The 21,295-nt window shown below is 66.8% G+C and carries 22 protein-coding genes; 15 read left to right on the forward strand and 7 right to left on the reverse strand.

The window, feature by feature from the left end:
* Nucleotides 1-58: 58 nt before the first annotated feature.
* On the forward strand, nt 59-1,843 hold the full coding sequence (gene sppA / locus ACZYZ7_RS12900; protein ID WP_463741033.1) for a signal peptide peptidase SppA: 1,785 nt from the start codon (nt 59-61) through the stop codon (nt 1,841-1,843).
* A 258-nt stretch (nt 1,844-2,101) separates the two neighbouring features.
* A complete protein-coding gene (locus tag ACZYZ7_RS12905) occupies nt 2,102-3,478 on the forward strand; it encodes an MFS transporter (protein ID WP_463741075.1) in 1,377 nt (458 codons plus the stop codon).
* A 7-nt stretch (nt 3,479-3,485) separates the two neighbouring features.
* Here the strand turns inward: ACZYZ7_RS12905 and ACZYZ7_RS12910 are convergent, their stop codons facing one another.
* From ACZYZ7_RS12910 to ACZYZ7_RS12925, 4 genes are read right to left on the reverse strand one after another with little or no spacing between them, the layout of a single operon-like run.
* Nucleotides 3,486-4,406 carry a class I SAM-dependent methyltransferase gene (locus ACZYZ7_RS12910; protein ID WP_463741034.1) on the reverse strand — a complete coding sequence of 307 codons (921 nt, stop codon included), beginning with the start codon at nt 4,404-4,406 and terminating at the stop codon, nt 3,486-3,488.
* Between the two features lie 18 nt (nt 4,407-4,424).
* Entirely contained in the window at nt 4,425-5,330 is a 906-nt protein-coding gene (locus ACZYZ7_RS12915) for a class I SAM-dependent methyltransferase (protein ID WP_463741035.1), read from the reverse strand.
* Between the two features lie 7 nt (nt 5,331-5,337).
* A complete protein-coding gene (locus tag ACZYZ7_RS12920) occupies nt 5,338-6,243 on the reverse strand; it encodes a class I SAM-dependent methyltransferase (protein WP_450071250.1) in 906 nt (301 codons plus the stop codon).
* Nucleotides 6,244-6,256: 13 nt separating this feature from the next.
* Nucleotides 6,257-7,171, reverse strand: a complete 915-nt coding sequence (locus ACZYZ7_RS12925) for a class I SAM-dependent methyltransferase (protein ID WP_463741036.1) — start codon at nt 7,169-7,171, stop codon at nt 6,257-6,259.
* Between the two features lie 323 nt (nt 7,172-7,494).
* On the opposite strand from ACZYZ7_RS12925, the gene secY reads away from it, so the two are divergent.
* The 11 genes from secY to ACZYZ7_RS12980 all read left to right on the forward strand — a co-directional run bounded on the left by secY (nt 7,495) and on the right by ACZYZ7_RS12980 (nt 17,331).
* Nucleotides 7,495-8,820 (forward strand): preprotein translocase subunit SecY, encoded by a 1,326-nt coding sequence (gene secY / locus ACZYZ7_RS12930; RefSeq protein WP_135452905.1) that lies wholly within the window; start codon nt 7,495-7,497, stop codon nt 8,818-8,820.
* Complete coding sequence (locus tag ACZYZ7_RS12935; protein WP_463741037.1) at nt 8,817-9,362, forward strand: adenylate kinase; 546 nt, start codon at nt 8,817-8,819, stop codon at nt 9,360-9,362. Before secY ends, ACZYZ7_RS12935 begins: the two co-directional genes overlap by 4 nt.
* A complete protein-coding gene (gene map, locus ACZYZ7_RS12940) occupies nt 9,359-10,156 on the forward strand; it encodes a type I methionyl aminopeptidase (protein ID WP_463741038.1) in 798 nt (265 codons plus the stop codon). The genes ACZYZ7_RS12935 and map overlap by 4 nt, the downstream gene beginning before the upstream one ends.
* 114 nt (nt 10,157-10,270) lie before the next feature.
* On the forward strand, nt 10,271-10,798 hold the full coding sequence (locus ACZYZ7_RS12945; protein ID WP_090424665.1) for a sigma-70 family RNA polymerase sigma factor: 528 nt from the start codon (nt 10,271-10,273) through the stop codon (nt 10,796-10,798).
* The gene (locus ACZYZ7_RS12950; RefSeq protein ID WP_463741039.1) at nt 10,795-11,529 is read left to right on the forward strand and encodes an anti-sigma factor family protein; all 735 of its coding nucleotides are present in this window, start codon (nt 10,795-10,797) and stop codon (nt 11,527-11,529) included. The genes ACZYZ7_RS12945 and ACZYZ7_RS12950 overlap by 4 nt, the downstream gene beginning before the upstream one ends.
* A 208-nt stretch (nt 11,530-11,737) precedes the next feature.
* Nucleotides 11,738-13,492 (forward strand): thiamine pyrophosphate-binding protein, encoded by a 1,755-nt coding sequence (locus tag ACZYZ7_RS12955; protein ID WP_463741040.1) that lies wholly within the window; start codon nt 11,738-11,740, stop codon nt 13,490-13,492.
* Nucleotides 13,473-14,153, forward strand: coding sequence for an SRPBCC family protein (locus ACZYZ7_RS12960; protein WP_463741041.1), 681 nt, complete (start codon nt 13,473-13,475; stop codon nt 14,151-14,153). Before ACZYZ7_RS12955 ends, ACZYZ7_RS12960 begins: the two co-directional genes overlap by 20 nt.
* 21 nt (nt 14,154-14,174) lie before the next feature.
* Nucleotides 14,175-15,224, forward strand: coding sequence for a 3-oxoacyl-ACP synthase III family protein (locus tag ACZYZ7_RS12965; protein ID WP_463741076.1), 1,050 nt, complete (start codon nt 14,175-14,177; stop codon nt 15,222-15,224).
* Nucleotides 15,224-16,255, forward strand: coding sequence for a pyridoxal phosphate-dependent aminotransferase (locus tag ACZYZ7_RS12970; RefSeq protein ID WP_463741042.1), 1,032 nt, complete (start codon nt 15,224-15,226; stop codon nt 16,253-16,255). Before ACZYZ7_RS12965 ends, ACZYZ7_RS12970 begins: the two co-directional genes overlap by 1 nt.
* Before the next feature lie 69 nt (nt 16,256-16,324).
* Nucleotides 16,325-16,828 carry a MarR family transcriptional regulator gene (locus ACZYZ7_RS12975; protein WP_135452913.1) on the forward strand — a complete coding sequence of 168 codons (504 nt, stop codon included), beginning with the start codon at nt 16,325-16,327 and terminating at the stop codon, nt 16,826-16,828.
* A 65-nt stretch (nt 16,829-16,893) separates the two neighbouring features.
* Entirely contained in the window at nt 16,894-17,331 is a 438-nt protein-coding gene (locus ACZYZ7_RS12980) for a hypothetical protein (RefSeq protein WP_135452914.1), read from the forward strand.
* Here ACZYZ7_RS12980 and ACZYZ7_RS12985 read toward each other — a convergent pair.
* A complete protein-coding gene (locus tag ACZYZ7_RS12985; RefSeq protein ID WP_463741043.1) occupies nt 17,328-17,711 on the reverse strand; it encodes a nitroreductase family deazaflavin-dependent oxidoreductase in 384 nt (127 codons plus the stop codon). The two genes, ACZYZ7_RS12980 and ACZYZ7_RS12985, sit on opposite strands and share 4 nt — an antisense overlap.
* Before the next feature lie 85 nt (nt 17,712-17,796).
* Here ACZYZ7_RS12985 and ACZYZ7_RS12990 point away from each other — a divergent pair, with 85 nt between their 5' ends.
* Nucleotides 17,797-18,381, forward strand: coding sequence for a TetR/AcrR family transcriptional regulator (locus ACZYZ7_RS12990; RefSeq protein ID WP_450071245.1), 585 nt, complete (start codon nt 17,797-17,799; stop codon nt 18,379-18,381).
* 3 nt (nt 18,382-18,384) lie between these two features.
* Here ACZYZ7_RS12990 and ACZYZ7_RS12995 read toward each other — a convergent pair whose 3' ends face one another.
* Complete coding sequence (locus ACZYZ7_RS12995) at nt 18,385-19,563, reverse strand: GAF domain-containing sensor histidine kinase (RefSeq protein WP_135459876.1); 1,179 nt, start codon at nt 19,561-19,563, stop codon at nt 18,385-18,387.
* Between the two features lie 32 nt (nt 19,564-19,595).
* The gene (locus tag ACZYZ7_RS13000) at nt 19,596-20,258 is read right to left on the reverse strand and encodes a response regulator (protein WP_135452916.1); all 663 of its coding nucleotides are present in this window, start codon (nt 20,256-20,258) and stop codon (nt 19,596-19,598) included.
* A 115-nt stretch (nt 20,259-20,373) separates the two neighbouring features.
* Here ACZYZ7_RS13000 and ACZYZ7_RS13005 point away from each other — a divergent pair, with 115 nt between their 5' ends.
* Complete coding sequence (locus ACZYZ7_RS13005) at nt 20,374-21,171, forward strand: HAD family hydrolase (protein ID WP_463741044.1); 798 nt, start codon at nt 20,374-20,376, stop codon at nt 21,169-21,171.
* Nucleotides 21,172-21,295 lie beyond the last annotated feature (124 nt).

Here is a 21,295-nt window from a genome sequence, read left to right on the forward strand (position 1 = left end):
GATGGCCGGCGACTTCTCGTCGACGCGCGCAGAATCCGCGGATCGGTAGGCTCGGTTCATGTTCGCTTTTCTCCCAGGGCTGCCCGGCCAGGACGATCTCAAGACGTTGGTCCGGCGCGTCGACACCGCTCGGCACAACGGAGTGCCCAACGGGTGTGTGCTGGAGTTGGACCTGCAGTCGATGCCGCCGGAGACCACCGGTTTCGACCCGCTGGCCGTGATCTCGGGCGGCGGCCGGCCGCTTGTTCTGCGGCAGGCCGTCGCGGCGATCCACCGTGCCGCCGAGGACGATCGGGTGGCCGGGCTGATCGCGCGCGTCCAGCTGCCCGCTGCCGCCCCCGGCCCGGTGCAGGAGCTGCGTGCCGCCATCGCGGCATTCAGCGCCGTCAAGCCCACGTTGGCCTGGGCTGAGACCTACCCCGGCACGCTGTCCTACTACCTGGCATCGGCGTTCCGCGAGGTGTGGATGCAGCCGTCGGGCACGGTCGGCCTGGTTGGTTTCGCCACCAACGCGATGTTCCTGCGCGATGCGCTCGACAAGGTAGGTATCGAGGCACAGTTCGTTGCGCGCGGTGAATACAAGTCCGCCGCAAACATTTTCACGCAAGCCAGCTACACCGACGCGCAACGCGAGGCTGACGGCCGGATGATCGAGAACCTGCAGTCGCAGGTGTGGCAGGCCATCGCCGAATCACGGCAGCTGGCCGTGGAGAGAATCAACACGCTGGCCGACGCAGCGCCGGTGCTGCGTGATGAGGCGGTCACCGCCGGCCTGATCGACCGGATCGGGTTCCGTGACGAGGCCTATTCGCGGATCGGTGAACTTTCCGGAGGCCCGACCGAGGCCGGGGCGGACGCCGACAATCACCCGGATGCCCTACCGCGACTTTATCTTTCGCGATATGCGCGGACGTCGCCGAAGGTGCCTGCGCCGCAGATACCGGGCCGCAAGTCCAAGCCCGCCATCGCGGTGGTGACACTGCACGGTCCCATCGTGAGCGGGCGCGGCGGGTCGCAGGTGCTGCCGCTTGGTAAATCCAGCGCCGGCGGAGACACCATCGCCGCGGCCCTTCGTGAGGCCGCCGCCGACGACGACGTATCGGCGATCGTGCTGCGGGTGGACAGCCCCGGCGGCTCGGTCACCGCATCGGAAACGATTTGGCGCGAGGTGGTTCGGACCCGCGAGCGCGGCAAGCCCATCGTCGCCTCGATGGGTGCGGTCGCCGCGTCGGGCGGCTACTACGTATCGATGGCGGCCGACGAGATTGTGGCCAACGCAGGCACCATCACCGGATCCATCGGCGTGATCACCGGCAAGCTGGTCTCGCGCGAGCTCAAGGACAAGCTCGGGGTCGGATCGGATTCCTTACGCACCAACCTCAATGCCGACGCCTGGTCTTCCAACGCGCCGTTCACCGACGAGCAGCACGCCCACGTCGAAGCCGAGACCGAGCTGTTCTACACCGATTTCATCACGCGGGTGGCAGATGGACGGAAGCTGTCGGTGGAGCAGGTCGACGAGGTGGCCCGAGGCCGGATATGGACCGGTGCCGATGCCCTGGAGCGCGGTCTCGTCGACGAACTCGGCGGGCTGCGTGCCGCGGTCACCCGGGCCAAGGTCCTGGCCGGACTGGATCCGGACACCAAGGTACGAGTGCTGAACTACCCCGGTTCGTCCTGGCTGGACATGTTGCGGCCCAAGCCTTCCTCGCAACCTGCCGCGGCCTCGCTGCCGCAGGCCGTCGGTAACCTCCTCGGCCAGTCGGTGCTCGGCTTGCTGGACCAGGCTGGGCGCACGGTGACCGGTTCCAACGCGCTATGGCTGGGGGACTACCGGTTCTGATGCGGACCCGCCGATGACGGTAGGTGATTCGCATCGCGGCGCGTGGCGCGGTAACGTCGGCTCCGGAGCAGAAGGTAGCCAATCAAACTACGGTCTGGCCCTGCGGTGTTGATCTGAATCAGCCGACGTCGAAGATGTGATCCGACGGGAGCAGTGTCGTCAGGCACGAGGAGGGTTCCCGTGGGCACCGCGCACTCGGACAGCACGAGCAGTACGGGCAAGACGTCAGATTCGCCGGAAACGGCAGAACCGGCCACCGTGGAGGAGACGCCTCCCGAAGTTCAGCGGCGTGCCGTCGCCGCATCGGCGATCGGTAACGCCACCGAATGGTTCGACTACGGTATCTACGCCTACGGCGTGACCTACATATCCGCGGCGATCTTTCCCGGCGATGGGAAGCAAGCGACACTGCTGGCGCTCATGACCTTCGCGGTGTCCTTCCTGGTCCGTCCACTCGGCGGATTCGTCTGGGGCCCCCTGGGAGACCGGATCGGCCGAAAACAGGTGCTGGCCATAACAATTCTGTTGATGGCGGGTTCCACCCTGTGTGTCGGTTTGGTCCCGACGTATGCCGCGATCGGTGTCTGGGCGCCGGTGCTGATGGTGCTGCTGCGGATGATCCAGGGCTTCTCCACCGGCGGGGAGTACGGCGGCGCAGCGACATTCATGGCCGAGTACGCTCCGTCTCGTCGGCGCGGATTCCTCGGCAGCTTCCTCGAGTTCGGCACGCTGGCCGGGTTCTCGCTGGGCGCGTTGATGATGCTGGGCTTCTCGGTGATCCTCACCGAGGACCAGATGGGTTCGTGGGGTTGGCGATTGCCGTTCCTGGTCGCCGCTCCACTGGGGCTGATCGGTGTCTATCTGCGTACCCGGCTGTCTGAGACCCCGGTGTTCCGCGAACTCTCCGAGGCGGGGGAGGGGGAGCCGCAACCCTCCACCGAACTCAAGGATCTGCTGCTGCAGTACTGGGGACCGGTGCTGCGGCTGGGCGGTCTGGTGGTGGCACTCAACGTGGTCAACTACACCCTGTTGACATACATGCCCACCTACCTGAAGAGCACCATCGGCCTGTCCACCGACATGTCGCTGGTCGTGCCCATCATCGGCATGCTGGCGATGATGATCTTCGTGCCGTTCGCCGGCCACATCTCCGATCATGTTGGGCGTAAACCGATGTGGTGGTTCTCGCTGATCGGGCTGTTCGTGGCGGGGGTGCCGATGTTCCTGCTGATGGGCACGGGCGTGGTCGGTGCGGTGATCGGTTTCGCGGTGCTGGGGCTGTTGTACGTGCCGCAGCTGGCCACCATCTCGGCGACCTTCCCGGCGATGTTCCCCACTCAGGTCCGATACGCGGGCTTCGCGATCGCCTACAACGTGTCGACGTCGATATTCGGGGGCACCGCGCCCGCGGTCAACGACTGGCTGGTGAGCCTCACCGGCGAGAACCTGGTGCCGGCCTACTACATGATGGTGGCCTGCGTGATCGGTGCGGTGGCACTGGTGAAAATCCCCGAGACCGCGCGGTGTCCGATCAGCGGCACCGAGATTCCCGGCACGCCGGAGGCCCCGCCGCCTGTCGGTTACGACGCCGAATCAATCACGGAGCCGTACACCGCAGCCGGCCGGGCCGTCTGACCGCTCCTCAGTTCAGAGTGCCGCTGATGTAGACGATCTCGCCCATCGGGTCGTTCATGTCACGGTCGGGAACCGCCAGACCGTGGCGGCCGAACAGCTCCGAACGGCCCACCCCGGTCATCTTCCAGCCCTTGGCGGTCAGGTAGTCAGCGGCCGAATGCCTTTCGCCGTGGTAGATGAGCGACGGCATGTCCATGTTCAAACCGATCTGGCTGAACGTCGCGGTGGCGGCACGGGCCGTCTCCGGGTCGAAATCCTTGAGCCCGGGCACGAACTCGGTGGCCACCGCACTGCCGGGTGCGCTGAGTTCGGCGATGTTGTCGAACAGCCGGTCCTGCGCCTCCGGCGGCAGGTAGATCAACAGACCCTCGGCACACCACGCCGTGGGCTTCGCCGGATCGAATCCCGCTGCCCGCAGGGCGGCCGGCCAGTCGTCGCGCAGGTCGATCGGTACGGTGCGTCGTTCTGCCGTCGGTTCCGCGCCCAGATCCGCCAGAGTGCGGGTCTTGAACTCGATCACCTCGGGCTGGTCGATCTCGTAGACGATGGTGCCCGCTGGCCAAGGCAGCCGGTACGCACGCGAATCCAGACCGGAGGCCAGGATCACCGCCTGCCGGACACCCGCCTTACCGGCCGCGAGGAAATAGTCGTCGAAGAACCGGGTACGCACGGCCATTTCGTCGATGTTGGACCGGGCCCGCTCGGCGGCCTCCGGCGCGAGCTGGGCCAGCGCATCCAGACTCAGCTCGCCATCGACCATCTTGGTGAACACCTCGATGCCCACCGCGCGGACCAATGGAGCGGCGAACGGATCGTCGATCAGCCCATGGGAATCCCGGCTGGCGATCGCCCGCCCGGTTGCCACCAACGTTGCCGTTGCGCCGACGCTGGAGGCCAGATCCCAGCTGTCGCCATCGGTGCGTGCCATCTTGCGCCTCCTGGTCGTCTAGTGCGATGTCTTCAGTGTTGCTGACAGATAACCAGAATCACCGGCCAGATCGGCAAGCTCCTCGGGATAGGCGAAACCGTGGGACTCGTAGGCTGCCCGGGTGGGCTGCACCGTGACGTCCCATCCCAGCGTGGTCAGGTGGTCGCGGGCCGAGGTGCGCTCACCCGAATAGAACAGGTCCATCAGATCGACATCGGACCCGACCTTCTTGGACCATTGGGTCACCCGCTCGGACCACTTCTCGGTGAGCGAGGCGGCGTCCATGTGTTCGGTGGCCAGGCGGCTGCCCGGGGCGCTGAGCGCGGTGATGTTCTCGAGCAGCCGGTCCTGGGCTTCGGGGGGAAGATAGATCAGCAGCCCCTCGGCAATCCAGGCGGTCGGGATCTGCGGATCGAAGCCGTTGTCACGCAGGGCTTTCGGCCAGTCGTCGCGCAGATCGACCGGCACGGTGTGCAATTCGGCGGCCGGCTCGGCCCCGAGTCCGGTCAGGGTGCGGGACTTGAACTCCAGCACCGCGGGCTGATCCACCTCGAACACCACGCTGCCGGCAGGCCAGGCCAGCCGGTAGGCGCGGGTGTCCAGCCCGGAGGCCAGGATCACCGCCTGGCGGACGCCGGCGTCAGCGGCCGCAAGAAAGAAGTCATCGAAGAACCGGGTGCGAACGGCGATCTGCTCGCACATCCGCTGCCGGTCCAGCATCAGATCGCCCTCGACGCACGCCTCGCCGTCGGCGAGCCGGATGCTGTGTTCGAGACCCACCGCACGCACCAGGGCGTCGGCGTACGGATCATTGATGAGGGGGTCGGGTTGTTTCGTGGCCAGGGCGCGGGACGCCGCCACCCCGGTAGCAGTCGCCCCGACGCTGGTGGCGAGATCCCAGGTGTCGCCTTCGGTGCGTGTCATGGTGGTCCTAACCTCGTATCGCGATGATGGCCTGTGAATTGCGTTGCGGCGCTGCGGCTTCTCCGTCAGGGAAGGCGCGCCCGTATTCGGCGAACAACTCGGGCCGCCGCCGTGCGGTCACCGACCATCCGCTGCCGGTGAGGTAGTCGACGACCGAATTGCGCTCGCCGTCGTACCAGAGGTTGGCCAGGTCGAGGTCGAGGCCGTGTTGACGCCACTGCTCGCTCATCGCGTTGCCGCGCTCGCGCAGGTTGGCCGCGATGTCGGGATGGAACTCGGTTGCCAACCTGCTGCCCGGGGCGCTGAGCGCGGTGATGTTGTCGAACAACCGGTCCTGAGCTTCCGGCGGAAGGTAAGCCAGCAGGCCCTCGGCGCTCCACGCACTGGGCGCCGCCGGATCGAAGCCGGCCGCCTGCAGTGCGGCGGGCCAGTCTTCGCGTAGGTCGACCGCGACGGTGCGGCGTTCGGCCGTGGGCGTGGCCCCGATCTGGGCCATGGTGGCCGTCTTCGCGCCGATCACCTCGGGCTGGTCGATCTCGTAGACGACGGTGCCGTCCGGCCAGGGCAGTCGGTACGCGCGCGAGTCCAGACCCGAGGCCAGGATGACGGCCTGGCGGATACCGGCCTCGGCGACGGCTTCGGTGAAGAAGTCGTCGAAGAACTTCGTTCGCACCGCCATGATCCCGATCATCAACTCGGCGCCGGCGGCCAGCTCACCGTCGAGCGCGATCTCGCCGTCGACGAGCTTGGTGAAGAACTCCACCCCGACAGCACGGACCAGGTCCGCGGCGTACGGGTCGTTGATCAGCGGATCGGGTTCGGCGCTGGCGATCGCACGGGCCGCGGCGACCATCGTCGCCGTCGCGCCCACACTGGAGGCCAGATCCCAGCTGTCGGTGTCAGACCGTGCCATTGCTTGCCCTACCTCACTTCTCGGCGCTGATGTAGAGAACCGATGCCGCGTGGGCCTCATCCTCGACCGGTGGCAGGCCGGTACGGACCAGCAGATCGTTCGACGAGATGCCGGTGGTCCGCCACGCGTGGCCTTCCAGATACGTCGTCACGTCGGCACGGTCGCCGAGGAAGATCAGCTCGTTGAGGTCCATATCGAGGCCGTGTGCCCGCCAGCGGTCGGTGAACTCCTGCATCCGGGCCCGGATGGTCTCCTCGTCGTTGGTCTCGGTCGCGGGCACGCCCTCGACACCGAAGCGGCTGCCCGGCGCGCTCAGCGCGGTGATCTGGTCGAGCAAACGGTCCTGGGCATCGCCCGGCAGGTAACCCAGCAACCCCTCGGCGATCCACGCCGTCGGTACCGACGGGTCGAACCCCGCCTCGGCCAGTGCCGAGGGCCAGTCGAAGCGAAGGTCGATGGCCACCGTCCGGCGCTCGGTTGTCGGCACCGCGCCCAGGCCTGCCAGGGTGGCGCTCTTGAACTCGATCACCTCGGGCTGGTCGACCTCGTACACGACGGTGCCGTCCGGCCATGGCAGCCGGTAGGCCCGGGAATCCAGCCCGGCGGCCAGGATCACTGCTTGCCGGATACCCGCGCGGCTCGCGCTCAGGAAGAAGTCGTCGAAGAAGCGGGTGCGGGCAGCCATGCCGTTGGCGAACCGGACCAGGCCGGTCGCCGCCTCTTCGTCGAGTCCCTCGGTGGTGAAGTTCTCGTCGGCGAGTTGGGAGAAGAAGTCCATCCCGACGGCGCGAACCAGGGGAGCGGCGAAGGGGTCGTCGATCACCGGATCATCGGCATTGGTGGCCATCGCACGCGCTGCTGCGACCATGGTCGCCGTGGCTCCAACGCTCGACGCCAGATCCCACGAATCGTCAGCAGTCCGGGCCATGGATCCCCCTTTTGTTCAGTGAAAATCAACGTGTTAGTTAGGTGATGTAATGAGCTGTCGCCGACTGTACGCTCCGATTCTGAAGAGATGCTCTGCTCCGTCGTTGGGCGGAATCTCGGACGGATCGGGCGGGCCGCAGTGGGCTGCCGCGGGTGCATGCAGGGTGGTCTCCGAGGCAACTGTTACTCTCGTAGACTGATTTGACGGCTGAGTTCGCAGGCTGCGCGCCTGCAGGGCGGCCGGACATGACTTGACCATTGACGCTGGCTCCACCAGCCCCATTTGGCACGCCGCGCTGAGAAGTCGGCTGCGCAGGAGGAAGAGTGCTTTCGGCTTTCATCTCATCACTGCGGACGGCCGACCTCAGACGCAAGATCCTGTTCACGTTGGGCCTGGTGATCCTGTACCGGGCCGGCGCGTCGATCCCGTCTCCGGGGGTTAACTACCCGAACGTCCAAAAGTGCATCGAGCAGGTCAGCGGCGGAGATTCGGCGCAGATCTACTCGTTGATCAACTTGTTCTCCGGCGGCGCACTGCTGCAGCTGACGGTCTTCGCGGTGGGCGTCATGCCCTACATCACCGCGAGCATCATCGTGCAGCTGTTGGTCGTGGTGATCCCGCGCTTCGAGCAGCTGCAGAAGGAAGGCCAGGCCGGTCAGGCCAAGATGACGCAGTACACGCGTTATCTGTCGATCGCGCTGGCCGTCCTGCAGGCCACCAGCATCGTGGCGCTCGCCGCCAACGGCGGGCTGTTGCAGGGCTGCAGCCTCGACATCATCCAGGACACCTCGATTTTCGGTCTGATCGTCATCGTGCTGGTGCTGACCGCAGGCGCGGCGCTGGTGATGTGGATGGGCGAGCTGATCACCGAACGCGGTATCGGCAACGGCATGTCCCTGCTGATCTTCGCCGGCATCGCGGCCCGGATCCCGGCCGAAGGCCAGACCATCCTGGAGAGCCGCGGCGGACTGGTGTTCACTGCCGTGGTCGCCGCGACTCTGGCCATCATCGTCGGCGTGGTGTTCGTCGAGCAGGGCCAGCGCCGCATCCCGGTCCAGTACGCCAAGCGCATGGTGGGCCGCAAGATGTACGGCGGCACCTCCACCTACCTGCCGCTCAAGGTCAACCAGGCCGGTGTCATCCCGGTGATCTTCGCGTCGTCGCTGATCTACATCCCGCACCTGATCACGCAGCTGATCCAGAGCGGCAGCTCCAACCCGGGCACCGGATGGTGGGACAAGTTCGTCGCCGACTATCTGACCAACCCGGCGGATCCGGTGTACATCGCGCTCTACTTCGGCCTGATCATCTTCTTCACGTACTTCTACGTGTCGATCACCTTCAACCCCGACGAGCGCGCCGACGAGATGAAGAAGTTCGGCGGATTCATCCCGGGCATCCGGCCCGGAAAGCCGACCGCGGACTACCTGCGGTACGTGCTCAGCCGGATCACCCTGCCCGGCTCGATCTACCTCGGTACGATCGCCGTTCTGCCCAACCTGTTCCTGCAGATCGGAAACACCGGCTCGGTACAGAATCTGCCGTTCGGCGGAACCGCGGTTCTCATCATGATCGGTGTCGGTTTGGATACCGTCAAACAGATCGAGAGCCAGCTCATGCAACGTAACTACGAAGGGTTCCTGAAGTGAGAGTCGTCCTACTCGGACCGCCCGGCGCGGGCAAAGGCACGCAGGCAGAGAAGCTGTCCGAGAAGCTCGGCATCCCGCAAATCTCCACCGGGGACCTGTTCCGCAAGAACATCGGTGAGGGCACTCCACTCGGGCTGGAGGCCAAGGGCTACCTGGACGCCGGCGACCTGGTGCCCGCTGAGCTGACCAACCGTCTGGTCGAGGACCGCATCGATCAGGCCGACGCCGCTGACGGATTCATCCTCGACGGCTACCCCCGATCGGTCGAGCAGGCCGGGGCGCTCAAGGACATGCTTGCCGCGCGCAACACCAAGCTCGATGCGGTGGTGGAGTTCCAGGTGCCCGAGGACGAGCTGCTGACCCGGCTCAAGGGTCGTGGTCGCGCCGACGACACCGACGAGGTCATCCGCAACCGGATGAAGGTCTACCGCGACGAGACCGAGCCGCTGCTGGAGTACTACCGCGACGACCTGAAGACCGTGGATGCGGTGGGTGCCCTCGACGAGGTGTTCGCCCGCGCGTTGCACGCACTGGGTAAGTGATCAGATTGCCGGGGTTGCGTAAGCGCAAGATCGTTGCGCAGCGTAGCGCCGGAGAGTTGGACGCGATGGCCGTGGCCGGGGCGCTCGTCGCCTCGGCGCTGCGCGCGGTCCGCGCTGCCGCCGCCCCGGGCGTGTCCACGCTCGAGCTGGACCAGATCGCCGAGTCCGTCATCCGTGACGGTGGCGGCACCCCGTCGTTCCTCGGCTATCACGGATTCCCGGCCAGTATTTGCGCATCCGTCAATGACCGTGTGGTGCACGGCATTCCGTCGGCCGGAGAGAAACTGGCCGCCGGAGATCTGGTGTCCATCGACTGCGGCGCGATCGTCGACGGGTGGCACGGCGACTCGGCGGTCACCTTCGGAATCGGCGCGCTCATCGCGGCCGACGAAGCCCTTTCTGCCGCAACGAAATCGGCCATGGAGGCCGGCATCGCCGCGATGCTGCCCGGAAATCGGCTGACCGACGTCTCGCACGCGATCGAGGTCGAGACCCACGCCGCCGAGGCTCGCCACGACCGCAAGTACGGCATCGTCGACGGCTACGGCGGCCACGGCATCGGCCGGCAGATGCACATGGACCCGTTCCTGCCCAACGAGGGCTCACCGGGGCGCGGCCCGTACCTGGAGCCCGGCTCGGTACTGGCCATCGAACCCATGCTCACCCTGGGTACCACCGAGACCAAGATTCTCGACGACGAGTGGACTGTCGTCACCGCCGACGGGACCCGCGCGGCGCACTGGGAGCACACCGTCGCCGTCACCGAAGACGGCCCCCGAATCCTCACTCGGTAATCAGCGTCAGCAATCACTACTCGAATCGCGCGCCTGCGCTGGTGCAAGTCCGCGCGCAAAGGTAGTAATTGAACCGGATCGCCACCAACGTCGTATCACTGACGGAGGTACCGAATGGATGATCCGGAGGCCGCGATGATGCGGGTGCTCTACGACGAGCATGCTGCCGCGCTTTGGCGCTACGCGCTTCGGCTCACGGGTGACCGTGCCCGGGCCGAGGACGTGGTGCAGGAGACTCTGCTGCGTGCATGGCGTCACCCTGACGTCACCGCCGACACCGATCGATCAGCACGCGCCTGGTTGTTCACCGTGGCCCGCAATATGATCATCGATGAACGTCGGAGTGCCCGGTTCCGAAACGAAACCGGTGTACCCGACCCGGAACAGGTGGCAGACCATGCCGGGACTGTTGCAACTCCCGACCAAGTGGACAACGCGTTGGATCGAATCTTGCTGAGCACGGCGCTGAGCCAACTTTCCGACGAACACCGGGCCGTGGTCCGCCGGGCGTACTACCAGGGCTGGACCACCGGGCAGATTGCCGACGACCTACAGATACCTGAGGGCACCGTGAAATCACGGCTGCACTACGCGGTACGTGCGTTACGACTGAACCTGCAAGAGATGGGGGTGACACGATGACACAGTTCGGTGTACCCCACATTCCTGATCCGGTCGAATTCGATCGTTACCGGACCTGGGATGCGGCCTACGTGCTGGGATCGCTGGAAAGCAGCGAGCGACGCGAGTACGAGGCCCATCTGGAGGGCTGCGAGCGGTGCCGTTCCGCGGTGGCGGAGTTGACCGGAATGCCCGCGCTGCTGGCCATGCTCGACCTCGACGACGTGCTTGCCCTCGAATCCGAACAGCCCGATCCGCCGCTGCCCCCCGAGGTGCTGCAGTCCGTGCTGGCCAAGGTGAGCTGGGGACGGCGTCGTTCGCGGTGGGTGACCACGGCGGCCGTGGGCCTGGCCGCGGCACTGCTGGCGATCGGTGTGGTCGTCGGTGTCCGTCCGGAGGTGTTCGGCCTGCACAGCGGCACCGAACAGCAGACCTCGCAGATGCTGGCGATGAGCAAGGTCTCCGAAACGCCCATCAACGCCAGCATCGCGATGACCAGCTATTCGTGGGGCACCCGGATCGACATGGCCTGCAGTTACGGCAGCTGGGGCAAGCAGGATACGCCTCCGCAGAACCTGGGCATGGTGGTGATCGGCCGGGACGGCAGCCACAACGAGATCGCGACGTGGCTGGGACTGTCCGGCGCCACCGCACTGCCCAGTGGCAATACCCAGATGCCGAAGGCGGATATCGCTGCGGTGCAACTGGTTACGTCCCCCGACGGCAAGGTTCTGCTGGAAAAGCAGCTCTGAGCCATCCGGCTCTGCCGACCGATCAGGCGCGGCGCCGTCACGCTGGAGTGACCCTCGGACCCGAGGGTCACCTCGGCGTGACTTTTTGGCGTGGCTACGACCTTGGGATGTCCTGCGATATCGCGGGGAGTTTGGACAAATCCGTTATCCGGTGAACCTACGCCGCCCACGAGTCGTGTCATTGGCAGAGCACGGAAGTAGGTGACACATGGTCGAGACGCACAGGGTGGTGGACCACATCGTCGGCTATCTGGCCGCGAATGGGATCTCGCACATCTTCGGCGTGGACGGTGCCAACATCGAGGACCTCTACGACGCGGCGTACTTCCGTGACGACATCACCGCGGTGCTGGCGAAACACGAATTCTCCGCTGCCACAATGGCGGACGGGTACAGCCGCAGCGGCGCCGGGATCGGCGTGGTGGCGGCGACCTCGGGTGGTGGTTGCCTCAACACCGTGCCTGGACTGGCGGAATCGCTGGCCAGCCGGGTTCCTGTGCTGGCCCTGATCGGCCAGGCGCCGACGACGCTCGACGGCCACGGCGCGTTCCAGGACACCAGTGGGGACAACGGCAGCCTGGACGGGTACGCCCTGTTCTCGGCGGTCTCGGTGTACTGCCGCAGGGTGCTGAAACCCGCGGACATTCTCACCGCACTTCCGGATGCGCTGGCCGCCGCTCGCACCGGTGGCCCCGCGGTGTTGTTGCTGCCCAAGAACATTCAGCAGGCCGAGGTGGGATTGTCCGGCGAGGCCGATGGCAGCGGCAACGGCCGCGCCGGGGCCGGCGGGGCGGGGCCACGCCACTCCGATCTGGGACCGCTCGAGCGGGCCCTGCGCGGCGTCGACGGCCCGATCACGATCATCGCCGGTGAACAGGTGGCGCGTGACGACGCCCGCGCCGAACTGGAACGACTGCGGGCCACGCTGCGTGCGCGGGTGGCCACGGTGCCCGATGCCAAAGACGTGGCGGGCACCCCGGGACTCGGCTCGTCCTCCGCGTTGGGGGTAGCCGGTGTGATGGGCCATCCCGGGGTGTCCGTTGCCACAGCCCAGAGCGCGATATGCCTGCTGGTCGGCACCCGCATGACGGTGACCGCCCGGGCCGGTCTCGATGGGGCCCTGGGCCGGGTGGCGACGTACTCGATCGGCTCCCAGGTGCCGTTCCCGGCGTGCACGCATGTCCACTCCGACGACCTGCGCCAGTCGCTGACGCTGCTGGCCCGGGCGCTGTCAGGTCCCGGCCGGCCGGTTCAGGTGCGGGTGCCCGATCTGGTGCCGCGTACCGAACTGCAGCCGCCGGCCCATGACGGCCCGGGCATCCGGTACCGCGACGCGATGGCTGTGCTCGACAAGGCCCTGCCCGACGGCACCGACATCGTCGTCGACGCGGGCAACGTCGGGGCGTCGGCCATCCACTACCTTCCGGCCCGGCGTGACGGGCGGTTCATGGTGGCGCTGGGGATGGGCGGGATGGGCTACAGCTTCGGCGCGGGCATCGGGATGACGTTCCACCGGGCCGCCACAGCGGACGCCGCGACCAACCGGCGTACGGCCGTGATCGCCGGTGACGGCTCATTCTTCATGCACGGCATGGAGATTCACACCGCTATGCAGTACCGGCTGCCGATCACGTTCGTGCTGTTCGACAACCACGCCCACGCCATGTGTGTAACCCGTGAACAGTTGTTCTACGACGATCGCTACTCCTACAACAGGTTCGGCCCGAGCCGGCTGGGTGCCGGCCTGGCAGCGATGTTCCCCGGCCTGCCCGCATACGACGTCACCGAGATCCACCAACTGCCACGGGCGCTTGGCATGGCACTGGACACAGACGGTCCATCGGTTCTGAGCATCGAATGTTCAGCCGACGAAATCCCGCCGTTCGCAGCATTTCTGACCACAACCGACAGCACACCTTCCATCGCACAGGAGAACAGGTCCCATGTCACTGCCCGCGCTTGAAGACATCACGGCCCATCGGGCCACCCGCACCCCGCTCGACGGACTGATCCGGATCGAGACCTCACCCAAGGAGCAGGCCACGCCGATCATCCTGGACATGATGCGGTCGGTCTACCCGCACGACCAGATATTCGGTCAGTACTGCACGGTCAACGACTACATCGAGTGCCCACCCGACGAGTTGTTCGACTACCTGTCCGACACCCGCTGCCTGGAGGAGTGGACCTACAGCCTGCGTGGTTTCACCCCGACCGAGGAGCCCGGGTTGTGGCTGGCCCATGATCGGCTCGGTGCCGGGCCGTCGGGGCCGGGCAGCGCGATCTACACCCGCACCGTGGCCAACCGCGACGCGCTCACCGTGGACTATCACTGCGCCTGGGATCAGGGAAAGCATCTGTGGATGGTCTACCTGATGCGGATCGTCGATGCGCAGGTGGTCTTGGACAAGCCGGGATCGGTTGTGCTGTGGACGAATTGCCACCATCCGTTCTACGACGAGAACCCGTACCCGGAGACAGCGCCCCCGGCGCGACCGGTCTGGGTGGGCGACTTCTGGGACATGTTCGGTCCCGGCCACCTGCTGGAACTGCGAAATCTCAAGGCAATCGCCGAATACCGGCACCGCAACGGCCTGCCGGTCACGCCGGCGTGGATGAAGTGAGGTTCGGCCATGACTGCGAATATGTCCACGAAGAACCCCGTCAGCCTCATCGACGTGTCCACGTACCTGCCCGGTGATCCGATCGGCGCCGACTACTACGCCGGGTTCGCCGAATCAGATGAGTTGGCCGAGAACGTGATGTTCCGCGCGCCGAAGTTCCGTCATCATGTGGCGTCCGAGGAAACCGCGATCGACATGGTCGAACGGGCAGCTGCCGGGTTGATCGAGCGGCACGGTTCCGACGTCATCACGGGGGCCGATGTGCTGATCACCCACACTCAGCTGCCCGACATGCCGTTCTACGGTGGCGGTGGCGGCATGGCGCATCGGCTGGGGATGAAACCCGACTGGGTGATCGACCTGCACAACGGTGGGTGCGCGGCGTTCGTGCTCGGGCTCAAGGTGGCCCGCACGCTGTTGAGCGCGGGGGAGGGCCGGACCGCGGTGATCGCGATCGCCCAGAATGCCGCGGGCACGGTCTTCGACCAGCCGACCGTCCGGCGCAAATCCCAGGCCTCGGTCCCCGGTGACGGCGCGGCGGTCGCACTGGTGACGCTGTCGGACTCCTCGCCCATCCTCGACATCGAATGCCGCACGTACGGCGAGTTCGCGGGTGACATGACCTTGGCAATCGACCCGCCGGCCAAGTGGTGGCAGGCCCGTACCGGGGAGGCCTCCATCGGCTTCACCGAGAGCAAGATCACCAAGGTGCTGGCCCGGGGCAACCGGCAGGTTCCCGAGGTGTCCTATGCGGTCTGTGACCGGATCGGTGTGCAACCCAAGGACATCGACCTGTTGGTCACCAATCAGCCCAACCGGGTCTTCCTGCGCAACTGGCGCGAGGCACTGGAGCTGCCGGCCGAACGTCACGTCGATACTTTCGATGACTGTGGAAACCTTTTCGCCGCAGGCATTCCCGTCAATTTCGACCGGGCTGTCACCGACGGGCGGGTGAAGGCGGGCGATACCGTGCTGATGGCCGCCTTCGCCCACGCCGGTGACTTCGCCGGGGCCGCCGCGGTGCGGTGGGGCGGGCGGGCCGGCAACGGCGGCGAGCTGGGGAACGGGTGATGGTGGCACCCCGCACCGCACTGTCCGACGTCGTCGGTGCACTGCCGCAGGCCGTCAATCCGCTGGCGCTGTCGCTCAACGAATGCCCGTTTCCGCCGCTGCCCGCGGTGCGCTCAGCGCTGCGTGCGTGCGATGAGGCCGCCAACCGGTATCCGGAATTCCTGCCGCAACGGTTGCGATCGCTGATCGCCGATCACGACGGAGTGGCCGAGGAGCAGGTGATCGTCGGGGCCGGAGCCACCGGGGTCATCATGCAGGTGCTGCAGGCGGTGACCAGTCCCGGCGACACCATGGTGATGGCGGGGCCCACGTTCGACGGGTATCCGATCTTCGCGCAGATGGCGCGGTTGCGGACGGTGACGATTCCACTCGATGCGCACGGCCATCACGATCTGGATGCGATGGCCGAGGCCGGGAAGGACGCGAGGGTCGTGGCGGTCTGCCGGCCGCACAACCCGACGGGCACCGTCGAACCGGCCATCGAGATCGAGCGCCTCCTGACCCGGCTTCCCGAGAACACCGTCGTGCTGCTCGACGAGGCATATGCGGAGTTCTTGACCGCCGAACACCGGATCGACGGGCCGAGCCTGGTGGCCCGGTTCGGCAATGTCGTGGTGGTGCGCACCTTTTCGAAGGCCTACGGCCTGGCCGGGCTGCGGATCGGCTACGGGTTCTGTGCCCCCGATCTGGGCCGGCAGCTGTGGCAGATGCAGCTGCCGTTCGGAATCGGGCTCAGTGCCCAGGTGGCTGTCGCCGCCTCATACGATGCGGAAAATCAGTTGCGCCAACGTATCCGGATGATCGCAGCGGAACGGCGCTACATGCAGACGCGGTTGCGCGCGCTCGGGGTCTACAGCACCGACGCTCAGGCGAACTTCCTGTACCTACCCGGCGGGTCCCTGTCGTGGCCGGAGGTGTTCGACGGCACCGGACTTCAGCTCCGCCATTACGCCGACGGCGGGGTGCGGATCACAATCGGATCGAGGCAATCCACCTGCGCCGTGCTGGGTGCGGTGACAGCGGCCGCCTGAGGGCCACGATGCGCGCCCGGATGGGCGCAGAATGCGCGGCGCCTGCACGGTGATGCGGTAAGAAGAGGCGTGCCCTCACCACCAGACAAACGTGACCCCATCGCGCAGGCTCGCGCGAACTGGGAGGCAGCCGGATGGGGCGACGTGGCCGGCGGCATGGTCGCGGTGACGTCGGTGATGCGCGCCCACCAGATCCTGCTGGCCCGGGTGGAGTCTGCGCTGCGGCCGTACGATCTGAGCTTCTCTCGGTTCGAGCTGTTGCGACTGCTGGCGTTCAGCCGGGCCGGTGCACTGCCGATCACCAAGGCTTCCGATCGCCTCCAGGTGCATGTCACCAGCGTCACGCACGCCATCCGGCGCCTGGAAGCCAACGGTCTGGTGGAGCGCATCCCGCACCCGACCGACGGGCGCACCACCCTGGTGCAGATCACCAAGCTCGGGCGTTCGACGGTCGAGGATGCCACGGTGACACTGAACGAGCAGGTGTTCGCCGATGTCGGGATGTCGGACGAGCAGTCCCAGGCCCTGGTGGCGTCGATCGAGACGTTGCGCCGACACTCCGGGGATTTCTGACTCCCGGTTTCCCGGCCACCCGGTGCGAACCCACTACCCTCGAACACAGCTGAGGGGAGCGGCGGATGAACGCCAAGCGGGTGGGAGCGGCACTGGGTGCCGTCGCGGTCGTGTTGATGGCGGCCTGCAGTAACACGACTACCGGGGTGGCCACCGCCCCCGATGACGTCACACCGTTCACGTCGGCGTCGAGGGCACCCGCGCGAACTGCCACAAAGAGTCCCAAGCCGAGCGCGACCCCTGGCGGTGGTTCGGGGGCACTGCCACCTGAGGCCTATGCGGAGGTGCGGGCGGGCGGCCTGCAGGGTTCCGATTCGGCGATCCGTGATCAGCTGATGCTCGCCTGCATCATGGGCGAGAGCAGTTTCAACAAGACAAAGCAGGATGTCGTCAACACGCTGATCCAGATGGGCAGCAGGATCTCACCCCCCGCGCTCATGACGATCGTGACCGTGGCGATCAAGTACGAGTGCCCCGAGCTCGCCGGGAAGCTCGGCGGTTAATCCACGATCTGCAGGCTGAGGAACTCGGGGGCCTTGATCACCCGGCGCAGCATGAACCTGATGAACGCGGGCATGTCTGTGGCGTTCTCGTCCCGGTAGACCTCGGGCGCGGTCAGCCGGTACCGATGGCGGCGGGCCTCCAATTCGCACCCGTCGGCGGCCAGCACATTGCGCACCCAGTCTGCCTGCGAGCCGTAGGTCAGGGCGATGACGTAGCCGTTCGGTCGTCGAAAGGCCCACAACGGTGTCCGGAAGGTCCGGCCGGACTTGCGGCCCCGGTGGATGACGACTGCCCAGCCCGGCGCCCATGGGGCGATTAACTGGGTGAGCTGATTCAGGCCGATCTTGTTGGCGTAGGCGACCCATCGCGGAGCGGGCATCAGATAACTCCTCAGGTGTGGAATTAATGATTCGAGCGTAGACCTGGCCCGATAAAGAAGTCAACGACTGTAGAATTTCTGGACTATGCCGCCCCGTGGACGACGGCCGGGTCAGCCCGGCACCCGTGAGGAGCTGGTCGCCACCGCCCGGCGGATGTTCGCCGAGGGCGGCTACGACAAGACCTCCCTGCGCGACATCGCCGCCGCCGCGGCCGTGGATCCAGCCTTGATCCGGCACTATTTCGGCAGCAAGGCCGAGCTGTTCCGGGCCACCGTGGGCTGGCCGTTCGACCCCGAGCAGTTCAGCGGGCGAATTCTCGACGACGGTCGCACCGGCCTGGCCGAACGCCTCACCCGGGCCTTCTTCGAGCTGTGGGAACATCCCGACACCCGTCCGCCCCTGTTGGCGATCCTGCGCGGCGCAGCCACCCACGAGGAATCGGCCGCACTGGTCCGCCAGTTCATCGAGCAGCGGCTCTACCCGCAGATCGCCACCGCGCTCACCGGCGCCGACGCCGAACTGCGGGTGGACCTGGCCATGGGTCAACTGCTCGGCATCGCCTACCTGCGCCACATCCTGCGGATCGAGCCGATCGCATCGCGATCGACCGAGGAGCTGATCGCCCGCGCGGTGCCCGCCGTGCGCGTGCACCTCGGCGAGGACGGCTGACGGCTACTCCATCACAGCCGGTAGCGGGATGGTTGCGGTCACCGTGGTGCCCGCACCCGGGCGCGACCGGATGTGTAGCCGGCCGCCGACGATCTCGGCCCGCTCCGCCATCGACAGCAACCCGTAGCCACCCATCTCGTCACTGCCCAGCGGATGCTCGAACGTGTCGAAACCCTTTCCGTCATCGACGATTTCGAGCCGGGCTACGCCGTCGTCGACGGCGAAGGTGAGCCGGGCCCGGTCCGCCTCGGCGTGTTTGACCACGTTCTGCAGGCATTCCTGGGCGATGCGGTACAGCGCCAGCTCGATATGGTCGGGCACCCGGGTCTCGGCGAGGTCGACGTCGATCGGGATCCGCGGGATCGAGCGGGCCAGGCTGGCCAGCCCGCCCGACAAGCCGAGGTCGTCGAGGACCGGCGGGCGCAGCCCGCTGATCGCGGCCCGCGCTTCCTGCAGCGTCAGTGCGACCAGTTCCCGTGCGGCCGCCAGTTGCTCGGCGACCATGTCAGGCTCGACCGCGCGGGCGGCGGCGTCGAGCCGGTACGACAGCGTCACCAACCGCTGGGAGATGCCGTCGTGAATATCTCCGGCCAACCGGCGCCGCTCGATCTCCTGCGCCTGGATCACCTGCTCGACGAAGTTCTCGTGTGCCCGCTCGCGTGCCACCAGCTGGCGGTGCAGCCGGGCCTGGTGCAGCGCGCCGGCGATCAGCCGGCCGATCACCAACAGCAACTCCACGTCACGGGGTGTGAACTCGCGGCGATCGACCGTGTGCACGTTGAGCACGCCGACCAGCCCGCCCGGCCCGGTCTCCATCGGGACCGACACCATCGAGGTGAAGTCGCGCCCGCGCAGCGATTCGAAGGGCTTGTAGCGGGGATCGGATTCCTTGTCGTGGCTGATCACCACGGGCTGGCGGTGGCTGGCCACCCAACCGGAGATGCCCTGCCCGAGCGGCAGCCGGATCTTGCCGATCTCGGCATCGAAGGGCGGCGTGGCGCCCGCCAGCGTCAGGGCGCGTTCCGAATCGTCGAGCACGTGCACGAAGCACACGTCGGTGGCGGTGGCCTCGGTGATCATCCGGGCCGCCGCGGCGGCCAGCGGCTCCACACCCGGGCCGCTCGACGCCGCCCGGATGAGCTCGCGCAGCAGGGCCAGTTCACGGTCGGCGGTGAGGTCGATGGGGCCGAGTTCGCGCTCGGGCTTCCCGGCGGTCACTGGTAGATACCTTCACGTAGTGCCGTGGCCACCGCGCCGGCCCGGTCGCTGACCCCGAGCTTGCGGTAGATGGAGCGCAGATGGGTCTTCACCGTTTCCTCGCCGATCACCAGTTTGTTGGCGATCCCGCGGTTGGACAGGCCCGTGACCACGAAGGACAGGATCTCGCTTTCGCGTTGGGTCAGCCCTTGCCGTACGCCGGGCCAGAACTCGTCGCGCTGCAGCCGGGCCGCGGTGCCTGCCGCGCGGGCCGCCATACCCGGATCGATCGCGGTCTGGCCGCTGTGGGCGAATTCGAGCTGACGTACGAGCTCGTCACTGCTGATGCTCTTGAGCAGATACCCGGCGGCTCCCACGCGTAGCGCCTGGAACAGGTACTGCTCGTCGTCGTAGACCGACAACATCACCACCTTGCGGTCCGGGTCGCGCTCGCGCAGCACCCGGCACAGATCCAGCCCGCTGGAGCCCTCCATGCGCACGTCGCACAAAACGATGTCGGGGTTGAGCGTCTCGATCACGCTCAGTGCCCGTTCGGCGCCGACGGCCTGGCCGACCACCTCGACCCGGTCGTTGAACGCAGCAAGCATGGCCTTGAGACCCTCGATGACCATCTCATGGTCATCGACCAGCACAAGGCGCACCGGATTGGAGGGCGCCATGGCATCACCCTAGAGGTGGTGACGGGTACCGAGGGCCGGAGCAGATCAACATCAACTCTTCTAATCCCCCCTACGGGGGACGCGCGACAGATGTGACGTGGGCCACTGTCATGTGGTGCCCTCACTACAAGAGAAGTCATGGCGTGCCGGACGGTTCTGGTGGGACTGTCCGCAGACCGAAGTCAGTGCCCGTCCGCTGCGTGCGGTGGTCTTCGACCTCGATGCGCTGTCGGACCTCGACCTGGAGGGGCATCGCGTCGTCTTCAACGCCGCCTTCGCTGCGCACGGTCTGCCGATCCAATGGAGCGTCGGCCGTTATCAGCAGCTCCTCGCACTGCACGACGAACGCCAGCGGGTCACCGCCGAACTGCGCAAGCAGTGCGTCGGCCCGGAGTGCGATGTGCTCACTGAAGTGCTCGCCGACGAAATCTGCATGACCAAGGACATGATGTTCGACGAGATGATCCTCGACGCCGGCCTGACAGCACGGCCAGGTCTGGAGGATCTGGTGAACGACGCGTTCCTGGCCGACCTGCCGGTCGCGGTGGTTGCCGGAGGCCGTCGGCGCTGGGCCGAACCCCTGGTGCGCCAGCTCGTCGGCGACGGCGTGGTGGAGACCGTCGTCACCACCGATGACGTGAGCGCAACCGGGGCCGAGCTGTACCGGCACGCCCTGGCCGAACTGGGGGTGGCGGACCACGATGCGTTGGCCATGGTGGGCTCGGCAGCGGGCCTGCGTGCCGCCAACGGCGCCGGGATGGCCAGCGTCCTCATCGACCCCGACGCCGGTGCCGGTTCATACGCGGCGGTTGCGGTGCGGCCCGACTTCGCCGGTGCCGACGCGCTGCGCCTGCCGGTATGCCAGCGCCTGCACACCCAGTGGTGGGCGCAGCGCAGCCCGTCTGCGGCATAACAGTCCGACAAGATCCGCGTTCGTAACGTGGTGGCGGTGAAACGCGTCTCAAAGTCAAGTGGCTAGTGCAACGTGGCTACGCAGCTTGATTGAGGAGGGTGGCGAGGCGTTGGGCTGGGGTGTC

The sequence above is a fragment of the Mycobacterium sp. IDUB_17 genome, from assembly GCF_055419465.1.